The 22,879-nt window shown below is 60.8% G+C and carries 34 protein-coding genes and 1 tRNA gene; 8 read left to right on the top strand and 27 right to left on the bottom strand.

What is annotated here, in order from left to right:
- Positions 1–5: 5 nt before the first annotated feature.
- The 7 genes from JI744_RS11940 to JI744_RS11910 form a co-directional block, all read right to left on the bottom strand.
- Positions 6–1,475 carry a CpaF family protein gene (locus tag JI744_RS11940; protein ID WP_202661189.1) on the bottom strand — a complete coding sequence of 490 codons (1,470 nt, stop codon included), beginning with the start codon at positions 1,473–1,475 and terminating at the stop codon, positions 6–8.
- Between the two features lie 38 nt (positions 1,476–1,513).
- A complete protein-coding gene (locus JI744_RS11935) occupies positions 1,514–2,812 on the bottom strand; it encodes an AAA family ATPase (protein WP_202661187.1) in 1,299 nt (432 codons plus the stop codon).
- Positions 2,813–3,044: 232 nt separating this feature from the next.
- The gene (locus JI744_RS11930; RefSeq protein ID WP_407927587.1) at positions 3,045–3,701 is read right to left on the bottom strand and encodes an OmpA family protein; all 657 of its coding nucleotides are present in this window, start codon (positions 3,699–3,701) and stop codon (positions 3,045–3,047) included.
- A gap of 8 nt (positions 3,702–3,709) precedes the next feature.
- Positions 3,710–5,116 carry a type II and III secretion system protein family protein gene (locus JI744_RS11925; RefSeq protein ID WP_202661185.1) on the bottom strand — a complete coding sequence of 469 codons (1,407 nt, stop codon included), beginning with the start codon at positions 5,114–5,116 and terminating at the stop codon, positions 3,710–3,712.
- 217 nt (positions 5,117–5,333) lie between these two features.
- The gene (gene cpaB, locus JI744_RS11920; protein WP_202661183.1) at positions 5,334–6,170 is read right to left on the bottom strand and encodes a Flp pilus assembly protein CpaB; all 837 of its coding nucleotides are present in this window, start codon (positions 6,168–6,170) and stop codon (positions 5,334–5,336) included.
- A gap of 45 nt (positions 6,171–6,215) precedes the next feature.
- Positions 6,216–6,413 carry a hypothetical protein gene (locus JI744_RS11915; protein WP_202661181.1) on the bottom strand — a complete coding sequence of 66 codons (198 nt, stop codon included), beginning with the start codon at positions 6,411–6,413 and terminating at the stop codon, positions 6,216–6,218.
- Between the two features lie 256 nt (positions 6,414–6,669).
- On the bottom strand, positions 6,670–6,870 hold the full coding sequence (locus JI744_RS11910; protein ID WP_202661179.1) for a Flp family type IVb pilin: 201 nt from the start codon (positions 6,868–6,870) through the stop codon (positions 6,670–6,672).
- A 356-nt stretch (positions 6,871–7,226) separates the two neighbouring features.
- On the opposite strand from JI744_RS11910, the gene JI744_RS11905 reads away from it, so the two are divergent.
- Complete coding sequence (locus JI744_RS11905) at positions 7,227–8,117, top strand: lytic transglycosylase domain-containing protein (protein ID WP_202661177.1); 891 nt, start codon at positions 7,227–7,229, stop codon at positions 8,115–8,117.
- 62 nt (positions 8,118–8,179) lie between these two features.
- Here the strand turns inward: JI744_RS11905 and JI744_RS11900 are convergent, their stop codons facing one another.
- Genes JI744_RS11900 through JI744_RS11885 form a run of 4 tightly spaced genes read right to left on the bottom strand, consistent with a single transcriptional unit; the run spans position 8,180 to position 10,012 of the window.
- On the bottom strand, positions 8,180–8,470 hold the full coding sequence (locus tag JI744_RS11900; protein WP_202661175.1) for a GNAT family N-acetyltransferase: 291 nt from the start codon (positions 8,468–8,470) through the stop codon (positions 8,180–8,182).
- Positions 8,463–9,092, bottom strand: a complete 630-nt coding sequence (locus JI744_RS11895) for a 3-oxoacid CoA-transferase subunit B (RefSeq protein WP_202661173.1) — start codon at positions 9,090–9,092, stop codon at positions 8,463–8,465. The genes JI744_RS11900 and JI744_RS11895 overlap by 8 nt, the downstream gene beginning before the upstream one ends.
- On the bottom strand, positions 9,092–9,307 hold the full coding sequence (locus JI744_RS11890; RefSeq protein ID WP_202661171.1) for a hypothetical protein: 216 nt from the start codon (positions 9,305–9,307) through the stop codon (positions 9,092–9,094). Before JI744_RS11890 ends, JI744_RS11895 begins: the two co-directional genes overlap by 1 nt.
- Before the next feature lie 3 nt (positions 9,308–9,310).
- Entirely contained in the window at positions 9,311–10,012 is a 702-nt protein-coding gene (locus JI744_RS11885; protein ID WP_202661169.1) for a CoA transferase subunit A, read from the bottom strand.
- A 118-nt stretch (positions 10,013–10,130) separates the two neighbouring features.
- On the opposite strand from JI744_RS11885, the gene JI744_RS11880 reads away from it, so the two are divergent.
- The gene (locus JI744_RS11880; protein ID WP_236019404.1) at positions 10,131–10,691 is read left to right on the top strand and encodes a LuxR C-terminal-related transcriptional regulator; all 561 of its coding nucleotides are present in this window, start codon (positions 10,131–10,133) and stop codon (positions 10,689–10,691) included.
- Between the two features lie 72 nt (positions 10,692–10,763).
- A tRNA-Leu gene (locus JI744_RS11875) sits at positions 10,764–10,847 on the top strand.
- Positions 10,848–10,932: 85 nt separating this feature from the next.
- Here JI744_RS11875 and JI744_RS11870 read toward each other — a convergent pair.
- From JI744_RS11870 to JI744_RS11845, 6 genes are all read right to left on the bottom strand, one after another.
- The gene (locus tag JI744_RS11870; protein WP_202661165.1) at positions 10,933–11,874 is read right to left on the bottom strand and encodes a tyrosine-type recombinase/integrase; all 942 of its coding nucleotides are present in this window, start codon (positions 11,872–11,874) and stop codon (positions 10,933–10,935) included.
- Positions 11,875–11,981: 107 nt separating this feature from the next.
- The gene (locus JI744_RS11865; RefSeq protein ID WP_236019403.1) at positions 11,982–12,131 is read right to left on the bottom strand and encodes a hypothetical protein; all 150 of its coding nucleotides are present in this window, start codon (positions 12,129–12,131) and stop codon (positions 11,982–11,984) included.
- A 49-nt stretch (positions 12,132–12,180) separates the two neighbouring features.
- Positions 12,181–12,726, bottom strand: a complete 546-nt coding sequence (locus JI744_RS11860; RefSeq protein WP_202661154.1) for a MerR family transcriptional regulator — start codon at positions 12,724–12,726, stop codon at positions 12,181–12,183.
- Between the two features lie 107 nt (positions 12,727–12,833).
- On the bottom strand, positions 12,834–13,094 hold the full coding sequence (locus tag JI744_RS11855) for a hypothetical protein (RefSeq protein WP_202661152.1): 261 nt from the start codon (positions 13,092–13,094) through the stop codon (positions 12,834–12,836).
- A gap of 2 nt (positions 13,095–13,096) precedes the next feature.
- A complete protein-coding gene (locus tag JI744_RS11850) occupies positions 13,097–13,282 on the bottom strand; it encodes a hypothetical protein (protein WP_202661150.1) in 186 nt (61 codons plus the stop codon).
- The gene (locus JI744_RS11845; RefSeq protein WP_202661148.1) at positions 13,279–13,503 is read right to left on the bottom strand and encodes a hypothetical protein; all 225 of its coding nucleotides are present in this window, start codon (positions 13,501–13,503) and stop codon (positions 13,279–13,281) included. The genes JI744_RS11850 and JI744_RS11845 overlap by 4 nt, the downstream gene beginning before the upstream one ends.
- An 87-nt stretch (positions 13,504–13,590) precedes the next feature.
- On the opposite strand from JI744_RS11845, the gene JI744_RS11840 reads away from it, so the two are divergent.
- The 5 genes from JI744_RS11840 (at position 13,591) to JI744_RS11825 (ending at position 15,469) form a co-directional block, all read left to right on the top strand.
- Positions 13,591–13,938 (top strand): helix-turn-helix domain-containing protein, encoded by a 348-nt coding sequence (locus tag JI744_RS11840; RefSeq protein WP_202661146.1) that lies wholly within the window; start codon positions 13,591–13,593, stop codon positions 13,936–13,938.
- A 14-nt stretch (positions 13,939–13,952) separates the two neighbouring features.
- Positions 13,953–14,210: a hypothetical protein gene (locus tag JI744_RS11835; RefSeq protein WP_202661144.1), complete on the top strand. Its 258-nt coding sequence runs from the start codon at positions 13,953–13,955 to the stop codon at positions 14,208–14,210.
- A gap of 2 nt (positions 14,211–14,212) precedes the next feature.
- Positions 14,213–14,476 (top strand): hypothetical protein, encoded by a 264-nt coding sequence (locus JI744_RS11830; RefSeq protein WP_202661142.1) that lies wholly within the window; start codon positions 14,213–14,215, stop codon positions 14,474–14,476.
- A gap of 266 nt (positions 14,477–14,742) precedes the next feature.
- A complete protein-coding gene (locus JI744_RS19115) occupies positions 14,743–15,084 on the top strand; it encodes a hypothetical protein (protein ID WP_236019435.1) in 342 nt (113 codons plus the stop codon).
- Entirely contained in the window at positions 14,972–15,469 is a 498-nt protein-coding gene (locus JI744_RS11825) for a GNAT family N-acetyltransferase (protein ID WP_328757289.1), read from the top strand. Before JI744_RS19115 ends, JI744_RS11825 begins: the two co-directional genes overlap by 113 nt.
- Before the next feature lie 253 nt (positions 15,470–15,722).
- Here the strand turns inward: JI744_RS11825 and JI744_RS11820 are convergent, their stop codons facing one another.
- From JI744_RS11820 to JI744_RS11775, 10 genes are read right to left on the bottom strand one after another with little or no spacing between them, the layout of a single operon-like run.
- Positions 15,723–16,088 (bottom strand): phage tail assembly chaperone, encoded by a 366-nt coding sequence (locus JI744_RS11820; protein ID WP_202661138.1) that lies wholly within the window; start codon positions 16,086–16,088, stop codon positions 15,723–15,725.
- Positions 16,085–18,250, bottom strand: coding sequence for a phage tail tape measure protein (locus JI744_RS11815; protein WP_202661136.1), 2,166 nt, complete (start codon positions 18,248–18,250; stop codon positions 16,085–16,087). Before JI744_RS11815 ends, JI744_RS11820 begins: the two co-directional genes overlap by 4 nt.
- Entirely contained in the window at positions 18,250–19,851 is a 1,602-nt protein-coding gene (locus JI744_RS11810) for a terminase large subunit (protein WP_202661134.1), read from the bottom strand. The genes JI744_RS11815 and JI744_RS11810 overlap by 1 nt, the downstream gene beginning before the upstream one ends.
- Positions 19,829–20,212, bottom strand: coding sequence for a phage terminase small subunit P27 family (locus tag JI744_RS11805; RefSeq protein WP_202661132.1), 384 nt, complete (start codon positions 20,210–20,212; stop codon positions 19,829–19,831). The genes JI744_RS11810 and JI744_RS11805 overlap by 23 nt, the downstream gene beginning before the upstream one ends.
- A complete protein-coding gene (locus JI744_RS11800; protein ID WP_202661130.1) occupies positions 20,209–20,532 on the bottom strand; it encodes a phage head closure protein in 324 nt (107 codons plus the stop codon). Before JI744_RS11800 ends, JI744_RS11805 begins: the two co-directional genes overlap by 4 nt.
- Entirely contained in the window at positions 20,529–20,945 is a 417-nt protein-coding gene (locus JI744_RS11795) for a DUF3168 domain-containing protein (protein ID WP_202661128.1), read from the bottom strand. Before JI744_RS11795 ends, JI744_RS11800 begins: the two co-directional genes overlap by 4 nt.
- Positions 20,942–21,352: an HK97-gp10 family putative phage morphogenesis protein gene (locus JI744_RS11790; RefSeq protein ID WP_202661126.1), complete on the bottom strand. Its 411-nt coding sequence runs from the start codon at positions 21,350–21,352 to the stop codon at positions 20,942–20,944. The genes JI744_RS11795 and JI744_RS11790 overlap by 4 nt, the downstream gene beginning before the upstream one ends.
- On the bottom strand, positions 21,352–21,663 hold the full coding sequence (locus JI744_RS11785; protein ID WP_202661124.1) for a head-tail connector protein: 312 nt from the start codon (positions 21,661–21,663) through the stop codon (positions 21,352–21,354). Before JI744_RS11785 ends, JI744_RS11790 begins: the two co-directional genes overlap by 1 nt.
- A 19-nt stretch (positions 21,664–21,682) precedes the next feature.
- The gene (locus tag JI744_RS11780) at positions 21,683–22,093 is read right to left on the bottom strand and encodes a hypothetical protein (protein WP_202661122.1); all 411 of its coding nucleotides are present in this window, start codon (positions 22,091–22,093) and stop codon (positions 21,683–21,685) included.
- Between the two features lie 57 nt (positions 22,094–22,150).
- Complete coding sequence (locus JI744_RS11775) at positions 22,151–22,876, bottom strand: hypothetical protein (protein ID WP_202661120.1); 726 nt, start codon at positions 22,874–22,876, stop codon at positions 22,151–22,153.
- Positions 22,877–22,879 lie beyond the last annotated feature (3 nt).

Genomic DNA, 22,879 nt, shown 5'->3' with positions numbered 1-22,879 from the left:
CGCACCTAGATGATCGGTTCATAGATCGAAGCCGGCAGGTCATAGCCCCACTGGCGAAAGCGGTCAGAATAGTGGCTGCGCACGCCGGTCGCGTTGAAGCGGCCAATGATCTTGCCACTCGGCTCGACCCCCAGGCGCTCGTAGCGGAAGATTTCCTGCATCGAGATCACCTCGCCTTCCATGCCGGTGATTTCTGTCACCGACACCATGCGACGAGAGCCGTCTTGCAGGCGGTTTGCCTGCACGATCAGGTTGACGGCGGCGGCGATCTGGCTGCGTACGGCTTTCAGCGGCATTTCGATACCGGCCATGGCGACCATGTTTTCCAGACGCGAAATGCCATCACGGGCAGAGTTTGCGTGGATCGTGGTCATCGACCCGTCGTGGCCGGTGTTCATGGCCTGCAACATGTCGATCACTTCTTCGCCGCGCGTTTCGCCAACGATGATACGGTCAGGGCGCATCCGAAGGGCGTTGCGCAAACAGTCGCGCTGGGTGACGGCGCCCTTGCCTTCCACGTTCGGAGGGCGGCTTTCCATCCGACCGACATGAACCTGTTGCAGTTGCAATTCGGCGGTATCTTCGATGGTCAGCACCCGTTCGCGGTTGTCGATGAACGACGACAGCGCATTCAGCGTGGTGGTTTTCCCCGAGCCCGTACCGCCCGACACGATCACATTCAGGCGGGTGGAAACGGCGGCCTGCAAATACAGGCCCATCTCTTCGGTAAAGGCACCAAAGCGGACCAGATCGGGGATGCCCAGCTTTTCTTTTTTGAATTTCCGAATCGAAACAAGGCTGCCGTCCACCGCGACGGGGGGCACCATGCAGTTGAAACGGCTGCCATCGGCCAGACGGGCGTCGCAATAGGGGTTCGATTCGTCAACCCGGCGACCCACGGCAGACACGATCTTGTCGATGATCCGCAGAAGGTGGCGTTCGTTCTTAAAGGTGATGTCGGTCAGTTCCAGCTTGCCCGCGCGTTCGACGAACACGCGGTTCGGGCCGTTGACCAGAATATCGTTGACTGATTCATCTTTCAGCAACGGCTCCAGTGGGCCAAGGCCCATCACCTCGTCATACAGTTCCTGATTCAGGGTGGCGCGGTCGTCCTTGTTAAGGGCAACCGACATCTCGTCCAGCGCCTCGGCGGCGATCGAGGCGATTTCCTGTTTCAGACTGCCTTCGGTGGCATGTTCAAGGGCAGCAAGGTTCAGGTTGTCCAGGAGGCGCTTGTGTAGTTCGGTCTTCAGTTCCTGAAGGCGGTCCTTGCGCTTTTTCTCTTTGTCTTGTGCGGCCACTTCGGCGGGCAGGCGCGGGGTGGCAACTCCGGCGGGGCGGGCAAAACCCGCCTTGGGGGCTGCGGTGGCCGCAGTTGCACCGGGCCGCGCCGCAGCCGGGCTGGCTTGCGTAACCGCTGCCGTTGTTGCCGGACGCGCCGGTGCCCCGTCGGGTTTCTTGAACCGTGAAAACATTTATGCCCCCAAAAATGTGCCGTGATCGAAATACTCGATCAGGCCTTGCCGGATTCCACGGCCTTGTTCAGTTCGTACAAAGATTTCGCCAGCTTCTGGATGTCGCGGCGCAAGACGTTCTTGCCCGCGCTTTCAGCCAGCGGCAGGCCATGGTCATTGGCTTGCGTGACCTGGGCACCGCCATCGGACAGTTGCACCTCAAAGCTGATATCCAGGCTTTCAGCCATGCGCTTGACCCGGCTTTTCGCCGACAGGTCGGTGAATTTCGGTGCGCGGTTCAGCACATAGCGCAGCTTTTCATGCGGCAGCCCTTCGGCCTTGAGTGCGCGCACCAGCCGCAGCACGTTCTGGGCAGAGCGCAGGTCAAGCTCCAGCAGCGCAAAGTACACATGCGCGCGGGCGAGAACCGCCTCGGTCCAAGCGACGATAGTTTTCGGCATGTCGATGATGACGAAATCGAAATTTGCCTGCGCCATGTCGATGATGCGGCCAATGTCATCGGGTGTGACGATATCCAGTGGCAGCATGTCCGGCGGCGCGGTCAGCACATGCAGGCGGTCGTTGAAGGTCAGCATGGCATGCAGCAGGGCATCGCTGTCCAACTGGCCTGCTTCCGACAGAACCTCGAACACGGTTTCCTTGCGCGGCAGGTCCAGATAGGTCGCGGCAGAGCCATACTGAAAGTCAAAGTCGATCAGGCAGACCCGCGGGCCACCGCTTTTCTCGATGCTGGCCAGTTCCCACGCCAGGTTGGTGGCAAAGGTCGAGGCGCCGCAACCACCCGCCAGGCCATGGACCGGCAGAACCACGGCGTTACGGTCACCCTTGGCCTTGAAGGTCGGGTGCTGACCTTCGGTCGCTTCGGCTTGTGCTGAAGCGGAGGCGGATGCCCCGGCAGCAGCAGCCTCGGCGGCGGCAGGCTGTGGCGCAGGTTTGCGAATGCGCTCGATCGCTTCGTGCAGGGCGCCGGGCGGCAGCGGATAGGGCACAAAGTCATCGGCCCCCAGTCGCAACATCTGATGCAGCGCAATCGGGCTGACCTGATCGGCAATCAGGATTACTTTGATCGAAATTTCCTTGGCGGCCTTGATGATGCCGGTGATCTTGTCCAGATCGGCCTCATCCTGATCGTTCACGGCAAGGGCAATGAATTCCATCCCCGATGCGTCGGGTTGGCCGAGGAAAAGGGTCGCATCTTCAAAGCTCAGGTCGCCCCAGGCTTCGCCAAGTTCCTTCTCCATCTCGTCGATCAGAAGATCGAAGTTCTGGACGTCACGCGATACCGTGCAGGCCAGAAGCGGCGCCGGTTCAGGTTGCAAACTAGCCACGCTCGTCATCTCGCCTCGTGTCCTTCCATGTACGGCCCAAGGCTGCCCGATGGCAGTGCCCCGAAGGCCGGCCGCAGATCCATGCGGCAGACTGATCCCATTGATGCGAACCTGTCGGGGGAAGTTGGCGAGATTGGGGCTAAAAAATCGTCAATCTTTGAATTTTAACGGTTTGAGATCAAATGTCAGAAACGAAAAGGGCCGCCGAAGCGGCCCTGACCAGATTTGCGCAGCGATTCTGCTACTTGCTGGGGTCGACCTGAGTCTGAACCTGCGCATTTTCGGGATGCACCCGCACGCCCAGTTCCAGGTAGTTGCGCATGATGATCGCGGCGTATTTGCCGTTGATGACCATGGCATTGTTTTCAACAAAGCCCGACACTTCGGTGACCGTGCGGCGATTGCGCTGCTCGGGTCCGGGGGTCTGGATGACGGGACGGGTCTTGCCATAGGACACCACCGCCTCCAGTCGCGAGGTGCTGATGCCTTCGCTGGCCAGATAGGCGACAACTGCCTTGGCCCGACGCAGGCCAAGCGCCTTGTTATAGGCGTTCGACCCGACCAGATCGGTGTGACCGTAAACGCGGAACCGCACTTCGGGGAACTGGCGTATCCAGTTCGCCTGCTGATGCAGCACCGCGCGGGTTTCCTGGGTCAGCTCGGATGAGTTGAAGGCGAAGGTGATGGTGGTCGGCACTTCGTTGGCAAAACGCTGGCCCAGGGCGACCTGAGCATCGATCTTGCCGGTCATCACCAGTTCGTTGTTCATCGTGGGGTTGCCGAAGGTGCCGTTGTCTACGTCAGAGCCAAGCTCGCTGTAGAATTCGGATGGATCGCAGGCAGCAAGGCCCATGACCATAAGGGCAGCAGAGGCAGAGAGGAAAAGCCGCGTGCGCATCATCTGCCTTACTCCATCACATAGCCATAGGAGCCGGAAAAGTCCTGTTTGGCGACTTCGCCCGCAGCACCCTTCTGCTTGCCCACGACATTGCCGAACAGGAAGAAATCCTTTTCCGACGGCAGTTTCACGCGGTCGGTCGGCAGGGCCAACGCCTCGCCACGGGTCGGGCTGACCAGATGCGGTGTGACGATGATCACCAGTTCCGACTGATTGCGTTCGTATTCAGAGCTGCGGAACAACGCGCCCAGCACCGGAATATCGCCCAGCCACGGCACTTGACCCTTCAGGTTGCGGAAGTCGTCCTGCAACAGACCGGCGATGGCAAAACTTTCGCCATCGCGCATTTCGACAGTGGTCGAGGTTTCGCGGCGTTTGAAGGCGTTCAGGCTGAACCCGTTCGATTGCAGCGAGACAGAGGTGTCGATCGACGAAACGGCAGCGTTGATCGTCAGGTTGATCTGATCACCATCGACCACGACGGGGGTGAAGTTCAGCTCAACACCAAAGGGCTTGTATTCCACCGCAAGGCCGCCATTTCCGTCCACCACCGGGATCGGATATTCGCCACCGGCAAGGAACTTGGCCTCTTGCCCAGACAGGGCGGTCAGGTTCGGTTCAGCCAGCGTGCGCACGGCACCCTTGGATTCCAGCGCCTCTAGCAGCACGGCAAATTCAAGCGAGCCTGCGGTGAAGCCCAGGCTCATCCGGCCAAAGGCCTCGTTCGGCGAGGTGATCGTATCGCCGTTGAGCAGACCGGCCAGCTTGCTGCCATCGGACAGCACGCCCGACCCGGCCGTGATACCGGCATCGGTGCCACCCGCCACGCCCAGCGAGGCGCGCAGGTTCTTGGAGACAGAGCGCTGCATTTCGGCAAAGCGCACCTTCAGCATCACCTGCTGCGTGCCACCCACCGTCATCAGGTTTGACACCCGCTCTGGCGCATAGCGGTTGGCCAGATCCAGCGCGCGGTCCAGCTTCGCGGTAGAAGAGACGGTGCCCGACAGCACGATGCCGTCATTTGCGGTCCGCACCTCGATCCGTTCGCCCGGCAAAATCTGTTGCAGGCGTTCCTTGAATTCGGCGATGTCGGGGGTGACGTGAACATCGATGTTGGTCAGCAGCTTGCCGTCGGCGCCCAACAGCGTCAGCGTCGTGCGGCCCGGCGTCTTGCCCAGAACGTAAATCGATTTCTCGGACAGGGTAGAGATGTCGGCGATGCCGGGGTTGGCAATCGAAAGCTCGGCAAACGGCGTGTCGCTTTCAACGACGACCGCGCGGTTCATCGGCACGTTCAGTGGCGCGCTTTCGCCCCCCGTCAGAACCCGAAGGGTCGGACCTGCCGCAACCGTCATCGGCGCAGCCGCCAGCGCAAGCCCAAACATGGCTGCCGTCACTAGGCTTCGAATCTGCATGTGATCTGCCCTTTCGATCACGCCTCATTGCGGGTCTTTTCGCCCGTTCGTTCAACAATACTGCCGGAGTTGCGCTTTTTTTGCAAGAATCAAACGGTTGTCGGCGTTTCCTGATGTGGATAACTGGCAACAGCGCAATCGGTCGCGCAAGGCCGTGCGGCCCTCTACAGCATATGGGGCCACATCTTGCGATGCGGCCCCCAGCCATTCAAGACCTTCAGTTGGTGCAGGGGATCGGAATATCCACCACATCTGCGCCCTTGCGGGTGCGGATGGTGCAGACCTTTTCCTGAACCGGAGCAGGGGCGGGGGCGGCGTCGGTCATGCCAAGCAGTTTCTTGCCATCCACCTCTACCATGCCGTTTGCGGAGGTATCGCCGATGCCGACCAGCGACATGACCAGACGGCCGGTCGCTTGCGCCTGCGCCAGACGGGCCACCTGTTCGGGGGTCGCGGCCACGGTCATTGTGCGGTTGGTGATCTGGCCTTCGCTGGCGGCCTGCTTGTCCTTGCGGTCCACCGCAATCACCTTCATGCCGCTTTCGATCAGGCGGGTAATGTCGCCTTGCGTGCCCTCGGCCGTGCCGGTCCAGTAGATGTCCACATGGTCGCTGGGTTGCAGGAAGTCGGCGGCATCGACGCGGATTGCAAAAGCCCGCATCCCTTTTTCAAGGTTGCCTGTCAGGCCGGGTGACACGCCCGGATCGGTGACGGTCACGGCCAGAAGGGGTTCGAATTTTTCAATGTCGCGGGTGATGAAGCGGTCACCCTTGGCGTTTTCGGGAAACAGCGCGGCTTCCTCGGTAAACGCGCCTTCTGGCAAGGCGTTGTTTTGCCAGTAGACCAGTTGCACATCTTCTTTGGCGAGGGTTTCGCCATAGGCCTTGGCTTTGGTCACGACATAAATCTTGGACAGACCGCCGGTTTCAGCAATCAGCGCCTGTTCGCGTTGCGCGGCGCTTTGTTGCTGATTGATATAGTTTTTTGCCAGAAAGACGGCGGCACCCGCAAGAGCGACACCGACAATCAGCACCAGTCCAAAAATCATACGCATCTTATTCGTGCCTTTGCCTGCTCAGGTCTGCTTGTCGCACGGTTGCTATGGGTTGCTGCCGTAACCGACGTTGACCGACGTAATATAGTCTGCGGTTCCCTGTGAAACGCTGCCCGTTCCGTAGGCGATCGGCGTCAGAACCAGTATGGCCATGCCGACGATGGCAGCGGTCAACACAACCCAGTCGACTGTTACGGCCCCCGACTCATCGGACAGCAGAAAGTGTTTTGCTGCGTTCATCATGCCGTGGCATCTCCTGCGACGATGGGTTCAACGGTGGGGCGACTGGTACAACACATCGGTACATAGGGTGGTCAAGGAATACGGCGCTGAAATGGCGGTTCTGCGAAAGTCTCTAGACCTTTGCAAAGCCGCCGGGACGGTTTTCTGACCGGGGCCGGTGGCGCGTTTTCGGCATCTGGGTCCGCGATGCACACCCGGCTTAGCAAAAGGCCGCCCTCAAACGAAGGCGGCCCATTTTGTAAGACCGTTGCCGGAATTACGGGTTGGTGCCGTAGCCAGCGTTGGTCGAGGTCAGCTGGGCGTTGATCTTGGTCGACAGGCCGGTGATGCCGCCGCCAACGGTGTTCATGACAACGATGCCCAAGCCAACGATTGCAGCGGTCAGCACAACCCAGTCAACGGTCACGGCACCGGATTCGTCGTTCTTGAAAGACTTGAAGATGTTCAGCAGTTTCATGGTGTACCCTTTCTTGGGTGATGATGATCTGGTCTCACCGGTGCGACGTTTTCTTTGCTTCGGGTCTCTGGTCCGTCGCCATCGCATCGGCTTGAGACGAATACACCCCTCTTTCGTGGCCCAAGTTTGGAAAGAGATGGGCAGTTTTGCCGTAATTTAAGAAAACGGTAAGAATCTGTGTATCATTATGAAAATAAACAAAACATTTCTGTGTTCGGTGGATTTTCAGGGTGGGCAGGCGTGTCCTTGTCGCCAGATCTGGCCACATTTGATATCTTCAGGTTGCGAAATGCTGGTGCAAGGTGCCGGATTCGGGAAGAATGGGGCCAACAAGAACGAAGCAGGCATCCAACGCGATGCGAATATTGGCAGGCACCGTTTCGGCGATTCTTCTGGTTGGCTTGGCCCATGGGGCAGGGGCTGAATCGACTGTGCCCACCGATTTCACGTTCAAGCGGGTCAAGGTGGGGCAGGGCCTGCCGGGCAAGCGGATCACCGTGCAGATCGATCCTGCCGAACAGGCGCGCCTGTTGGCCACGCTGCCCAAGGTTGACCCCGATGGCGTTGATGTACCCGCCGCCGACCCCAAGGCACCCGAGGGGCCGATGCAACCCGCCGCACCCGCCGGTGCCTCTTATGACTGGTTCTGGAACACTGTGCCCGTCGCGCGCGATCAAGTGGACGGGCGTTTTGTGCTGGCGATGGCCACCCTGTCACAAGGCCCGGCGGGCGCGCAGGTGGCAGCCCCCCGGATGCAGCATATGCAAGAGATTGCCGACAGCTATGGCACTGAGATTCTGAAGGCCACCATCGGCACCGAGGTGTCGCCTGCACTGGTTCTAGCGGTGATTGGCGTGGAAAGTGCGGGCAAGCCCAAGGCGTTGTCTACTGCGGGGGCCGTGGGGCTGATGCAGTTGATCCCCGATACAGCCAGCCGCTTTGGCGTGACCGACTCCACCGATCCGGGCCAGAACATCAAGGGCGGCGTCGCCTATCTGGACTGGTTGATGAAGCGGTTCAACCGCGATCCGCTGATGGTGATTGCCGCCTATAACGCCGGTGAGGGCGCGGTGGATGCCAACAACGGCGTGCCGCCCTTTGCCGAAACCCGCGACTATGTGCCCAAGGTGCTGGCCGCCTGGCAGGTGGCGCAGGGCCTGTGCCTGACGCCGCCCGAACTGGTGACCGACCCTTGTGTGTTCAAGGTGATCAGCGCCGATGCAGCGGCAGGGGCACCGAAGGGCTAGCGCTGCGGCCAAGCCCCCCACCCAACAAGGGGGAGGGGGCCGTGAGTGATCTACGCTCCGCGTTAAACCGCGAAAACATCCGCCCATTCGGGGTGCTTCTTGCGCGTCGCATTCACAAAGGGGCAAAGCGGCATCACCTTGTACCCGTTGGCCCGCGCATCTGCGACCAGCGCCTCGACCAGTTTCAGGCCAACACCCTGACCGCGAAACGCATCCGGCACGCCGGTATGATCGGCGATGATCAGCGTGGGGGTGGTGACGGAAAAGGTCAGTTCCGCCTCGGCCCCGTCGGCCCGGATGACGAAGCGGCCCTTGGTGGGGCCGCTTTCCTTTTCAACGATGAAATCAGTCAACGAGCGTTGCCTCGGTTGCGGCGCGCAGTTCGGCCTCGGTCACGCCCTCGGCGCATTCGACGATGCGCAGCCCACCCGGCACCACATCCAGCACGCCCAGATTGGTGATGATGCGGTCCACCACCGCCTTGCCGGTCAGGGGCAGGGTGCAGGCCTTCAGCACCTTTGATTCGCCGTGTTTCGAGGTGTGGTCCATCACCACCACGACGCGGCCCACACCGGCCACAAGGTCCATCGCGCCGCCCATGCCTTTAACCAGCTTGCCGGGGATCATCCAGTTCGCCAGATCGCCGTTCTCGGCCACCTCCATCGCGCCAAGGATCGCCATGGCGATCTTGCCGCCGCGGATCATGGCGAAAGACTGTGCGCTATCGAAATAGGCGGTCTGCGGCAGTTCGGTGATGGTCTGCTTGCCTGCATTGATCAGGTCGGCATCTTCCTCGCCCTCAAACGGGAACGGCCCCATGCCCAGCATGCCATTTTCCGATTGCAGCGTCACCTCGATGCCCGCCGGGATGTAGTTGGAAACCAGCGTCGGAATCCCGATGCCAAGGTTCACATACCAGCCGTCTTGCAGTTCCTGAGCGGCGCGCGCCGCCATCTGGTTGCGGTCCCATGACATCAGACGGCCTCCCGCTTTGAGATTATTAGATATTCTTCCTGCTCTTGACCCACGGATCGGCCGACCATCACCTCGCACCCGGCCTCAGTGGCGAGTGCGTTGATATCTATTGGGGATCCGTACTGATGTACCATGTCGTCGAATACTTCCATGGGGATATGAAGTTTCCCATCTAAGCCAGAGAAAAGTTCCAAAAGAACCGCATTAAAATCCATGGCTTAAACCTCCCGCTTGCGGACAGTCCGCTGTTCGATGCGTTTTTCGTGATCGCCCTTGATCAGGCGATGCACATAGATGCCGGGCAGGTGGATCGTATCGGGGTCAAGGCTGCCCAGCGGCACAATCTCTTCGACCTCGGCGATGCAGACCTTGCCTGCCGTCGCGGCGGGAGGGTTGAAGTTGCGCGCCGTCTTGCGGAAGACGAGGTTGCCCGAAGGGTCGGCCTTCCACGCCTTGACGATAGAGATGTCGGTGACGATGCCGGTTTCCAGAATATACTCCTGACCGTTGAAGACCTTCACATCCTTGCCCTCGGCAATCACGGTGCCGACGCCGGTCTTGGTGTAAAAGCCCGGAATGCCCGCGCCGCCCGCCCGCAACCGTTCGGCCAGCGTGCCTTGGGGGTTGAACTCCAGCTCCAGCTCGCCCGACAGATATTGGCGCATGAATTCGGCATTCTCGCCCACATAGGACGAGATCATTTTCTTGACCTGCTTGGTCGCCAGCAGCACGCCAAGGCCAAAGCCATCCACGCCCGCGTTGTTTGACGCGATGGTCAGATCCTTGGTGCCCGCATCGCGGATCGCGGCAATCAGCAGTTCGGGAATACCGCACAGGCCAAAGCCCCCGGCGGCAATCGTCATGCCATCAAACAGCAGGCCATCCAGCGCCGTTCGGGCATCGGGGTAGATTTTCTTCATGGGCAAGCTCCTCCCGACCCAGCCGTTGAATATGGGGGGCGGTCGAGGGTGATCCTGAGAGATTGCCATCTCGGGCACCATCCGTAAGAATACTTAGATGGCTAAGTAGAGAGGCATGATGCGCGATCCTGAGCGGCTGGCATTTCAACACGCCCCCGACGCAACACTGATCCTGGCGGACCGGGTGATCCTGCGCGCCAGCCTGCGGGTTGAGGCGGTGTTCGGCTGGGCCCCGCGCGAGGTGGAGGGGCAGTCGATCCGCCTGCTTTACCCGGGCCAGACGGATTACGAGGTGATCGGCGCACGGGCTCGGCAAGCGATGCAGGAAACCGCCGTCTATCATGACGAACGCTTCATGCGCCGCAAAGACGGGCAGGTGGTGTGGATGGAGGGGCGCGGCACAGCACTGGACCGGGACGACCCGCAGCGGTTGGCAATCTGGACCTATCGGCCACTGGAAGGGCAGCCGGGGCCAGACAGCGCCCTGACCGCCACCGAAAAGCGCATCGCCCGCTATCTGGTGAACGGCTTCACCAGCAAAGAGATCGCCCTGACGCTGGACTGTTCCCCCCGCACGGTCGAGGTGCATCGCGCCAACATGACCCGCAAGATGAAGGTCAGGAACAGCGCGGAACTGGTCAGCCGGTTGCTGGCAGCGGTGGGCAGCGCCGAGGGGTAACGCCCTGCCAGCCGCAATATCGCTGCCAACCCTTTTCCCCGCCGCTTGGCGCGGATATGGTCAGCGCTCTGGGCCCGCGTGGTGGAATGGTAGACGCAGGGGACTTAAAATCCCTAGCCGCAAGGCGTGCCGGTTCAAGTCCGGCCGCGGGCACCAGATTGAATTTACTAGACTTTCTGCCAATATTTTGACCCCTTCTTGATTGCGAATCTGAACTGTAGCCCACAGGGCAAGCCCACATTCACGTTTCGTTTCTGTTCTGGTCCCGATGGCGTTGGGCGGCCATCGAGAGGCGCTTCTTGCTGGCTTTGGCGCGGTAGTACGCCACCATTTCTGCGGATTGGTTTGTCACGGCTTGGATTTCAGCGTCGCTGCACCCAGCCTCAGCAAGCTGGATGATCGCCAGCTTCCGCAAGCCGTGCAGGCTGTACGGCTTGGCATTCTCTCCGAGCTTTTCGCGCCACCGGCGGAACTGATGCTCTACGGCGCTGTAGCCTTTTTCTTCTGTCAAATTCTTGGGCAGGATGTATGCGCCACGTTTCCTTGTGCTGGCGATGAACGTGCGCAGCCGATCTGGGCAGTAGACTTCGCAACGAACATTGTTCTTCTCGTCGAGAACCCACATCCACTCCCCTTTGAAATCAGCGTGGCGCATCTTGATCGCGGCACTCGGTCGCTGTCCGGTTCCCAGAATGAGCTCGGCCGCCGCCTGGACATCAGATGGCGCGGACGGCAGGGCATTCACCATCCATTCCGGCCAAGGCTCAAACTCTCGCTGTTTGCCGAACAGGTCGATGCCCGCGGCTGGATTTTCACCGATGGCCCAGTCGATCTTGGTTTTTCCATAGTTCCACAGGAGACGGATCACCTGGAGCATGTGGTCGGCCTTACGGGGCGTCTCCGACAGCTTGTCATGGATGGCCCGCACATCTTGCCGTGATGTCCTGCGCACGTCCTTGTCGGCATTCTTGACGAGAAGAGCGTCCATGGTGCGGCGATAGCTGGTCTTGGTCCCTTCGCTTAGTTTTCGCTGAATCCTGGGGTCTGAACGCCAAGCGGTTACCAGCGCCTTCCAACTCGTGGCTGGGGCTTTGGGTTTCTGGTTCGGATGCTGTCCGCGCTCGCACATCCAGTATAGGCGATCCAGCTCTTGCGGGTCGCCTTTCCAGTCCAATGTGATCACCCGCTCTCGACGCTTGCCGCCGTCCGTGAACGTAACCCGGTGTCTTGGAACGAGGTCACCCCGAGCCGTCTCTTTCCACTCCAAGTGGGGCTTCTCGATCCTTCGGGTCAAATTTCGAGGCCCTCCTGCGGCCTTGCGGCTTTGCCATCCGCGACAGCTTTAAGCTCTTCAAATGACCAGCGATCCATGCCCATCACTTGCTTCGGCTCGGGGAAGAACCCAAGGGCAACGCCCTTTCTGAACTCAGTGGGTTTCATGTCGAAAAGACCAGCCGCTCGGCGATCTCCAACCATTAGGGGAGGGTGGTCATGTGCCATCGACATCCTCCCCCTCAAGAATCTGGAAAAGTTCCTCTAGAACATCGCCAAAGAATTGCTCCACCGGCAGAACGACGATGGGGCGCCTGGTCCAGTCGCTGCCCTGACCACGATCCGTGGCCGACAGTGTTAGTATGTCACGTTCAAACAGCGTCATGACCGGGGTCCGGCCGTCATCTCCCAGATGCAGCACAAGATTCGTCTCGCGCTTGAATCCGTCTTCTGTCCTGTGAAGGTGCTTGTTATCGCGCCGCAGCCAGGCGGCGCAGTGCTCCATTACATGCTTCGCAATGGGCAGCGATGCCGAAGGATCAGTTCCCAAAAGCTTGTTCATGTCGCCGATTACCTTGAGCTGTACGATGTCCAGCGCGGTGAACATGATCCGGCCGAGGCGATTTTTGGCCCCGACTGAAATGACATCCCGGCGCATCCAGTTGCGAATATCGAGTTCCGTGTTTCCGGAAACGCGAGCAGCTTCGGCAACGGTGAACGCTGGTTCGGTAGGGGAGAATGGGGTGTTGCCGAAGGCTGTCATTGGATGGCTCCTTGTGTCTATAGACAATTGCATGTGTCATATGACAAATGCAAGCCATCAAATTTGATCTGAACGGGGTCGCGCAAACCTTACCCATCACATGCCCGCTAGCCATCTGACTTCTTGCCAAAATGCATCGCCCCAAGATGGCTGGAATTTTCCGACGCGATGGCATCAAGGGCCGCTACATCTACCAGCGCATCGGTGATTTCATCTGTCAGGCGCAGCGCGGTGTCGGAAAGAAGCTGCAACAGAACCCTGTGATCTCCGGGCGAAAGCGCCAGGTGACCAAGCGCACCAATGATGCACTTCAGTTCAAGTGCCTTGGCATGGTTGCGCTCCAAATGGGAGAAGATCGCGTGTCTCATGGTCAGTCCTCGAGTTCATGTACTTGCTTGAGCAGCGCGCCAGCCACTCGCGCCGCATTGTCGATGGCGTCGAGAACAAGACGACGGTGATCGCCGTCCTCGGCCAGCACGTTGATCAGGTCCATCATCACATTCAGCTTGGAGGAGTTGATGCGGATTTGGCGGATCGCCTCTTTCCGATTGATCATTGCATCGCCCCCTCACGCTCGATGGCGCCATGGGTGATGCGGATGGCACGACGCTGATAGGCGACGGCCTCCTTCAGTTGAGCGGCGTCGAAGTCGGACGGGCGCTCGCCCATGGCATCCAGCGCCAAAGTCAGGAAGTCGCGCAATTCGCCCCAAACTGTGGGCGACAGAACGCCAGGCAAGCCACGGCCGTTCCCGGAAATCGGGTTGAGGTCTTTCATCGGTTTCTCCTAAATAATCTGTTGCCCATTCGGGCCCTTTTGGTCTAAAAGGATCACATCGGACCTGTCAAGCCCCTTTAGGCCATAATGACCCAAATAGACCAACACTTCAGCGGAAGCATTCTTGCGGCGGCGCGCACTTTGCTTGACCTGACGCAGGCCCAAGTTGCGGCAGAAGCAAACATCTCTGTTTCGACGCTAAAAAGAATGGAAGCGCGTGGTGAACACGCCCCATCAGGGGCACCTCCATCAAACAACTATCGTGCAGTCGTCGCGTTCCTTGAGCGGGCGGGCATTCAGTTTATCCCTCCAGACCATGACGGAGACGAGGGGGTTCGTCGCAAGTATCTGGACGAGGGCGCTGTGGAGGTGTTGGATCGATTGTTCCCTGGCGCCAGAGACCGTGATTATGTTGGCGTCCGCAGGCGCAAGTAGGAGACCTTTCGAAGATGATCAAAGGCAAGGGCACCATCACATACGATGATGGCCAGGCGTTCGAAGGCGATGCCACCTTGGATTTCCAAGTGGTCGGAAACCTGCGCCACGGGGCGGGCACTTTCGCGCATGCCAAGGCGTTCACTCTCGCCGCGAAAGGTGGCCAGCCCATCCTCGCATGCGGTGGGCAGCGCATCCGAGTTCTGTTCACGGAGGCCAGCATGGATGGACTGGCAAGGTTCAACACTTCCGGTGACTTCCTGAGCGAATAGCGATGCCACACCTCTACTGGACGCCAGAGCGCATTGCACAGCTGCGTCGTGAGATCGATGAGTTCGAGCGCGTCGCCTTCTCAGCCCCGTACCAGACGCTGATCGAGCGTAAGAAGGACATGACAAACGCCGGTCGCGCCTGTTCAGATGACAACGTGAGAAGCACCCTGTGCGGATCGGTTGGCTACATTGCCAAGCATCCAGACTGGGTGCGAGAAGCGATTGCGAAGGCACGGAGCAGTGCAGACGGTTTGGGTGGGAGATGACTGCCTGCCGATCGAGCGGATCGGCGCGGTGATGAGGGTGGTGTGAGGCGGAGTTGTTGGGCGGGACAGATGCACGACGCATGCCCATGATCTTCTTGATTTTCATGTTGCAACATTTGATCACACGACGACGATCGTTTGATCTATATCGTGTAGTTAGGTTGATTCGCCGAGAATATCTTGCGTCAACCCCCTCCGCAAACCGGGATCAGAACGTGATTTGATTTTTTCGTCTTTCCGGTTGATAAACTGTTTGTCAACCCCCGATGACTAACGGATTTATCGTGTTCAGCTTTCGTGAAATCTTGCGTTCTATGATTGGCGGAAACGCCAAAAAGCGCAGCGCGTTCGCGAACGAGCGCGAAGCTTACGAGTTTGTGCGGCGGGCATACAACGAGACTGGCGGGGTAACGCCGGAACTTAAGCGCGTGTTCGATTTCTATAAGAATTCCATGAATGACCCCTGCGAACCAACCGAAGGCACTAACTCTCTCCGTGGAGAAAATCGGGGCGGAGAACGCGCTTTCACTGTTCAACTGCGGACAGAGGCCGGTAGACCACTGGGCAAGAAAGAGCGCCCTCAAGCTGCACAAAAAGGGGCGGCATAAGGTCTATTTGGCTAGTGCGGAGGGGTATGAGAGCCCTATCGGGTTTTACTCCCTCAGCATGGCCCATCGGAAAGCCGCCAAGTTACTCAGGCAAGAAGACCGAGACGGCTGGCATATGGGCGCACCCTTCGTCTTCTTGGACTGGCTAGGCGTACATAAAGATCATCAAAACAAGGGCGTTGGACGAATTCTCCTCGCCGATGCGATCAATAGAACGATGATCGTGAATGACATAGTCCCCGTTTATGGGCTGGCACTTAGTTCTCTCAACAAGGAGACCACCAACTACTATGAGAAGCTGGGCTTTCGCATGGCTCCCGGTGAGAGCGCTGATGCCAACCCACTCATGATATTGCCCATTTTCACTATCGTGGAACTCTTCTAGTGGACGCGGCCTGAACGTTCCGGCCCCGCCCCGCGCCGGGCTTTTTCGTTTCAGATCATAGACAAAGGCCGGGGCGCATCCCGCTACCCCGGCCTTCTGATTGCCCCCGCGTCGCCCCGTGACAACCTGCGCCGCGCTGTCGAAAGGCTCAGCCGCGCCATGACGGGGTTTTCGGCTCAAGCTGCCGGGCACTCACCGTCTGATCCCAGATGCTTCGGCGCGCGAGATCGCCGGGTGCATCCAACCCTATTCGTCATCCCGTCATCGCATCGAACAAATCCGGGCTAAGTGGTCGCTGCGACACCTGCGGCACTTCCGGCCTGTTCCCGGCAGCCCCAGCCCGCAGCGTATTGATGGAATGCTCCAGCCACACCCGATCCAGTGCCAGGATCAGATCCACATGGTGCGGCGCCAAAGGCAGCCGCATGACCCAGCCATAGGCCTCGATCTCGCCATGGCTGATCGGATTCGGGCCGTGGGCGTGCCATGTGCGGCGGCCGGCAAGATCGCCAAACACGCGCCAGATCAACAGACCCGCATCTGGCGGGCGCGGGCTGCGGCCAGCCAGATGGCCACGCAGGGCATCACACATCAGCTGGGAAAGGCGGCGCTGGTTCATCCGAGACCTGCCACGATGTTCAGCCGGTAACCCTGCTTGTATTCTTCGTTCAGCTTCTTGGTCAGCGACCCCATGCTGTCCACGGCCATGCTGCCCACCCATTGGATGTTGACGGTCGCTGGCGGGGTGGAAGCAGAGGCGGGCGCCGTCGATGTGCTGGCCCCTTTGCCGACGCTGCCAGAGCCGCTGCTTTCGCTTACGCCCTTGATGGCGGCCACAAAGGCGGCACCCTTGGAGATAACCAACGCGGCCGACGCAAAGCCGAAGGTGCCCTTCTCCAGCTCTTTCGCTGCCCCCTTGAGGGTCGAAACCCAAGCCTCGGCCGCGGCGAAAGCCTGCCCGATCTTCAAGGCCTTCTTGTTGATCGCTCCAAGGCCGGTCAGCATCTGGGCGCCATAGCCCAGCATGGTTTCAAGGGTGCCCTTCTCGCCCTCTTCCTGCACGCCGCGCATGCGCGCGCGGTGCTCAGCCTCCAGCCGTTCAATGGCCGCGTGCCGCCCACCGATTGCCTCAAGCTGGGCATCGGTGGCATTGTTGATCAGGTCCAGGCTCTCCTGATACCACTCTTCAACGATCTCGCTTTGGGTCTGCAGATCGGCCAGCAGTTGCTCGATGCGGCTGGCGCCACCTGCACCCCCGCCGCCACCTCCACTCGTCGCCCCGCCGCGGCCTCCACCTGTCTTTTTTCCGGGAGGGAGAAGATCAGACCCGGTGCCGGTCAGAGGCGTGCCGGTCGTCATGCCCTCGCTGCCGGGCGGCAAGAGGCTGGTGCCAGTGCCAGACAGTGGGGTTCCGGTGTCCATGCCAAGCCCCACCGCTGGCATGTTTGCGGCTTCGCGCATCTTATCCACGACGCCCGCCGCCCACGACAGGGCGCGCGACAGGGCACCGGAAAGCCCATCCACCTGACCGATGGCGTTCTGCAGGTTGATGCCGTCGATCTTGCTGGCCTCGGCCAGAGCGGCCCTTGCCCTCTCGATCAGGCCCGCCATTTCCGTGTTGAGGTCGCTGGCCGGCCGCTTGCCCTGGACAACCTCAGAGATCAGGAGGTCCATCTGGGATGTCACATCGGCAAGTTCGATGGCCAGCGCTTCGGCATTGTCGGCACCAGACCCCAGGATGTTCGGGATTTCATCCCCGATGGCCCGCGTGGTCGCCAGCACATCACGCTGCAGGTCTTGATAGATATACCGGACCTCGTTGGCATCATCCTTGGCCTTTTCGAGGAGGACGCCATTCTCTGCCAGCGTCTGGCGCAGTTCCTCGCCAAGCTGTCCCTTGGCGATATTCTCGCCGCCCATCATGTTGTCGATGTCGTCGATCAGGCCGAAGTTTTCCGCCAGTGCGACGGCAAAGGTCTTGCCCAGGCCAGACAGGCTGGCCGTGATGGCGCTGAACTTCCGATCCAGCGCATCCGCCTTGGCGATGGCCTCCTGATCCAACACCACGCCAAGGTTGCGGGCTTCGGCGATGGTGTCAGACAATCCCTGCTTGCCCTGCGAAAGCAGTTCGACAAAGCGCTCGCCGCCCGTGCCGCCGAAGATCTCGTCGGCGATCCTGATCTGGGCGGCCTTGTCCAGACCTTCGAGGCGACCGACGATCTCCAGCATCAAGGCCGAAGGGTCTTTCAGCGCCTGCGCCAGTTCGGTGGAGGTGAAGCCCAGACGCTTGAAGGCATCCGCCGCTGGGCCGCTGCCGGTCGTGATCCATTCATCGGCCCGCAGGTTCAGCTCCTTGAAGCCGTCGATCACCGAATCGAGGCCGATGCGGTTCTGTTCTGCGACGAACTTCCACTCCTGAAACGCTTCCACAGCCATGCCAGCGCGCTTGGCCTCGTCACCCATCTCGGCAATCTGCCGGATGGTTTCGCGGGTAGAGCGCCCAAGTCCCTCGATGGCGGCCACAGCGCCACCGGCCAGCAGGCCACCGGCAAAGACCTTGGCGAAGGTGCCGACGCTGGAGGAAACCGACCCGAGGGCCTGATTGATCCGGCTGGTTGACCGGATCATATCGTCTTCCATCTGGTCGGTTGCAGTCCGTGACCCACGCCGCAGCCGATTATAGCTGCCCGTGCCGGTCTGCTCGGCCTTCTTCATCCTCTTCTCGAATTCCGAGATCCGGGCCTCGAGAAGAACCACCAGGCGTTCGCCATCATCTGCCATCAAAGCACCATCATATCATCGGTGAACCAGTCGGAATTCATCAGGACGTATCCGCCCTCATCTGCTGCACAGCGGGCCACGGCCATCGCCGCCGCTTGGGCGCCGTCGATCTTGTCGCGGCTCTTGCCCTTGTGGAACGTGCGGTTGCCCGAGGGATCAGTGCGCACTTCGATGTTGGCGAAGTTCCAGCGCAGGACCGGGTGCCCGCCATGGCGGAACCGCTTGCCGATGATCGCCCGCTCAAGCTCCTTGACGGCCGGTGCCATCGTCACCCAGCCCTGCCGCATCTCCACCGCCGGGAAACCATCCTCGAGGAGGTTGTTCAGCATGTTCCGGGCAAGATGGGGGTCGAAGGCGACCTCACGCACATTGAACCGGGCACAGAGTTCGCGGATCGTGGCCTCCACCACCCGGAAATCCACCACGCCGCCGGGCGTGGCTGTGACCTGTCCCTCTTCGGCCCATACCGTATAGGGCACCTGCGCCTCGTCTTCCCGGCGGCGCAGGTTGTCCTCCGGGCAGAAGTACCAAGGATGCACCTGAAACCCGTCCGGGCCATCGCGCCAGCAGGCGACAACGGCGGTGAGGTCGGAGTTGCTGGACAGGTCCACGGCCAGCCAGCAAGGCTCTTGCCGGGCCTCAAGGTCTTCGAGATCAACCTCGCCGCCGCCCTCATCGTAAACGTCCATGTCCACGAAAGGATCGGTCGCGTGATCCAGCCAGATATTGAGGTTCAGCTGCCGGAAGGCTTCGCGGTCGCCAACGCGGCGTGACCCCTCTTTGGCCAGCTGGCGCAGGCCTTCGATGTCTGGATAGCCATGGCGCAGGCCAGGATTCACGCGGAACCAGACCGCCTCATCCTGCCAGTCGCAATCCCGCTCGGCCTCGAAAAGGACGGGCAGGATGGAAGGGTCATCCACCTCACCACGCGCCACGCGCCGGGCATCATTCACGATGTCCCAGGCGATGTTCTCCTGCCCGCGGCCAGCGGTGGTGGCGATGACAAGCAGGCTGCCCGGCGTCTTCACAAGGCCAGAGCGCAGAACGTCCCAGAGTTCCCGCTTCTTCCAGGCGTGCAGTTCGTCGGCCAGCACGAAAACCGGGGTGCGCCCGTGCTGGGTGCCCGCGTCCGAGCTGATCGCTTCGCAGAAGCTGCCGATCTTGGGATAGACGATGCGATTGCGGTAATCGAGGGCGCGGATGTTCGGCGCGATCTTCGGATGCGCCTGCAACAGTCCGCGCAGCTCTTCATAGGCGATGCGAGACTGCTTGCGGTCCGATGCGGCGGTGATCACCTCGCCGCGCGCTTCCCGTTCCGGCCCGACCACATGCAAGGCTTCCAGCGCCGCCGAAAGGCTGGTCTTGCGATTGCCGCGGGGCACGAGGATCACCACCGTCTTGACGATCCGCCGCCCATCTTCGTGGCGCGGGCCATAGATGCGCCGCACGATCCGCTCTTGCCACGGGTCAAGCTGGAAAGCCTTCCCGCTTTTGGGGTGGCGCAGCATCTTCAGAAAGCGCACCGCCCTCTCGCCGAAGCCCAGAGGGTCAGGGATTTCCGAGCCATCATAGATCCAGTCAGGATACGTCGAGCGGGTCATCGCCGTCCTCCGTGTCCTCTTCACGCATGGCAGGACGGGACCGGGAAACCGGGGTCAGGCCGAGTTCCGCCGCGTGCTGCCGGGCCGAGGCCATGGCCTTGTCCTGCACCCGGATCAGCTTCAGGAGAGACCCGCTATCGGTCTCGGTCTGGATCGTTGCCTCGGTGGCCCGCACTCGGCCGATGCAGATGCAGTAATTCTCCAGGATGCCCAGATCGGCGACGGTCAGGATGCGGCGTTCCGACAGGACCGGCATGACGCGATCCCATTCGTTCTGCGCATCCGCCGCCAGCCATGCGGGCGCGGGCAGAATATCCACTGCCGCCGCATCTTGCTTCATCTGGGGCTTGGTGCCCTTCATTCGACACCGCCGATCTGCAGGCACTCGATTTCGAGGCCTTGATCATTGCCGATGACGCGCACGCGCTTGATGTTGAAATCCGCCCCGCGAAACTGCAGCCGATTGGCATTGCTCACACCGGCAACGAAGCGGGTGCGGAAGGTCATGGTTTCCCGATCCTCCGCACCGCCATCCGTATTGGTCTCCGTCGCTGAACGGTCCAGCAGTTCGGCCCGCAAGGGGAAGCCGGTGATCCAGTTCGTGATCGGCGTGCCAGTTTCGTTCGTGGTCACGACGGCCCGCTGGACGTTGATGACATGGCGCAGCTTTCCAGATTTCACGGCGCGACCTCCACGACCAGGGCATCGACCGTCACGACGCAATGCGATGTCGCGCCATTCGAATCGCGCAAGGTCCGAACCTGCGAAATGCGGGCCAGAGGGCAGTGATAGCCCCCGCCCAAGGAGAAGGGGGCCGACCTGATTGCGGCCTGAACCGCCCCGGCAATGGCCTTGGCGCCTTCGGTCGATGGTTCGCGCACCCAGATATGCAGGTCGTGATAGATGCGCACACGGGCGCGCCGGTCGATAACGCCTTCGTCCAGAGCCTGAGTTTCCCCCATGACGATGGAGGGCACCGGGGCCGGTCGCTCGTGGCGATCAAGGATGTTCGCCGCGGGCACCAGCGCGATGACCGCGGGGCTGCCCACAAGGCGCGCGCGGATGGCCTTTTGGAGTTCGAGGTCGGCGCTCATCGTGCCTCCCTGATCGCTTTGCCGATGGCGCGCTTGATCACCCCGGCGGCGCGTTTGCGGGTCAGGCGGAAACCCGGCCAGAAGAATGCTTGCGCCGGGGTGTCTTCGGTGCCGTGTTCGACCAGATGGGCATAGCGCACATCTGTATTGCCCACGGTGATGGCCGCCGCGTTTTCGGGCACGATCATCGATCCACCCGGCTGAGAATAGGCGGGCGTGGATTGCCCCGGCCCGGTGACCGCGATGCTGGCCGCCATGTCGCCGCTATCCACGGGCGCAAGGCTGCGCTGCACACCGGCCGTGATGTCCGCAGCCTTCAGCAGCGCGGGCTTCACGGCCTCGCGCGCTGCTTCCGGGATGGCCTGCATCCGACGCTGGAACTTTGCGAGACCGCCGTCATCCGCCATCAGAAACTCCAGTCCCGATAGGCGTCAACGATCTCGCTTACCCCGAAAGGGATGACTTTCGCGCCCTCCCCGGCGGCTTCGCGGTTCTCGTACCAATGGGCGGCAAGCTGGCAGGTCGCCTCTTTCAGGGGCGGCGGAACCGGATCTTGATCAACGCCGCCGAAGCGATCCTCGACCTTGTAGCCCAAAATGCTTTCAAGATATGCCTGAGCTGCCGCAACCTTTCGGGCGAGAAGGTCAAAGTCGATTGCCTTGATTTCCTCTGGCAAGTTCAGCTGCGTGCTAAGGTCGTCGGGCGTCACAATCGTCATGTCCTATCCTTCCTGCCCGTCACGCCGACCGCGTGATGGGGCTGTTGATGCCGATGGTGGCCATGCCCTTGACCACGCTGTTTGCCGAATCCATCGCCTCGATGCAGGAGGTGACGGGCCCGGTCCAAATCCTCGTCCGGCCGTCCGAAAGAACGAGGCAGAAATAGTAATCGGCGTTGGCCTTGGCGGCCGCCCACAGGGCCACCTGGCCGTCGTCAGATCCATTGAGGCCGAAGACGATCTGCATGCTTTGGGCGGCGCGGCTGGTCTTGATGGTGACCGTTTGATCCTCTTCCGATCCATCTTCGGGCGGGCTTACTTCCGTCGTGCCCCACTGGATGCCAATCTGGCCAAGAGCCTCTAGGTCAGAAATCTCGGTCCAAGACCCGGCATAGGTTGGCCCTGCACCAGATGGCCAGGACAGCTGCAAGGAGGCTGTCCCGCCGATGAAGAAACGACTGCCAGACGCGGCCCAAAGCATCCGCGATCACCCGAGCGGTGCCACGCGGACCACATTGCTGTTGATCCAGAGCGAGATCTTGTTCTTCGCCACGTTGTTCGCCGCGTCGATGGTTTCTTCGACCGATGCAACCTTGGCAGCGAAGAGGCGACGAGACGCGACGGGTGCCGTGGTCGCGGTATGCGTGCCGCTCTGGGTGCCCGAGGTGGTGATGGCCGCACCGCCCGAGGTCGCAGACACAGAGAAGCTGTTCGTGGTCAGGCCCGTGGCAGAGACATAATAGGTCGTGCCAGCGGTCAGGCCGGTGGGCAGCGCTCCGGTGGTGGAGAACACGACGGGTGTGCCAGCAACCAGACCATGGGCGTTCCACGATACGACGCCGGGCGCGGCGATGGTGATGGTCACGGCCGAGGTCTTGACCGGCGGCGGATCGGTAAAGGTCACGCGGAAGGCATAGTCATAGACCGTGCGCTCAGCGGCAACGGCCGCAATCTGACCGGCGTCAACCGCATCGATCCCGCAGACCAGATCGAGGGAACCGGCATTGCGGGTGCCCTTGAGGCGCAAGGTCCGGTTGCCCGACAGGCTGTCGAAGGTGATTTCCGACGCGGTATCCCCGAAGCTGCCCAGGTTTTCGACCTGGGCGATGTTGGTCCAGGTCTGGCCAGAGAACGAGGCTTCGGTAAGATCCACGCCAGCCAGCGTGATGGTGCTGCCGATTTCGATGGTGCAGCCATTCGAAGCGAATAGCATTTT

It is taken from the genome of Fuscibacter oryzae (assembly GCF_016765795.1).
GTDB classification, from domain to species: Bacteria; Pseudomonadota; Alphaproteobacteria; order Rhodobacterales; family Rhodobacteraceae; genus Fuscibacter; species Fuscibacter oryzae.
Note: the sequence above shows the minus strand (reverse complement) of the source record. Positions and strands in the feature narration are given on the sequence as shown.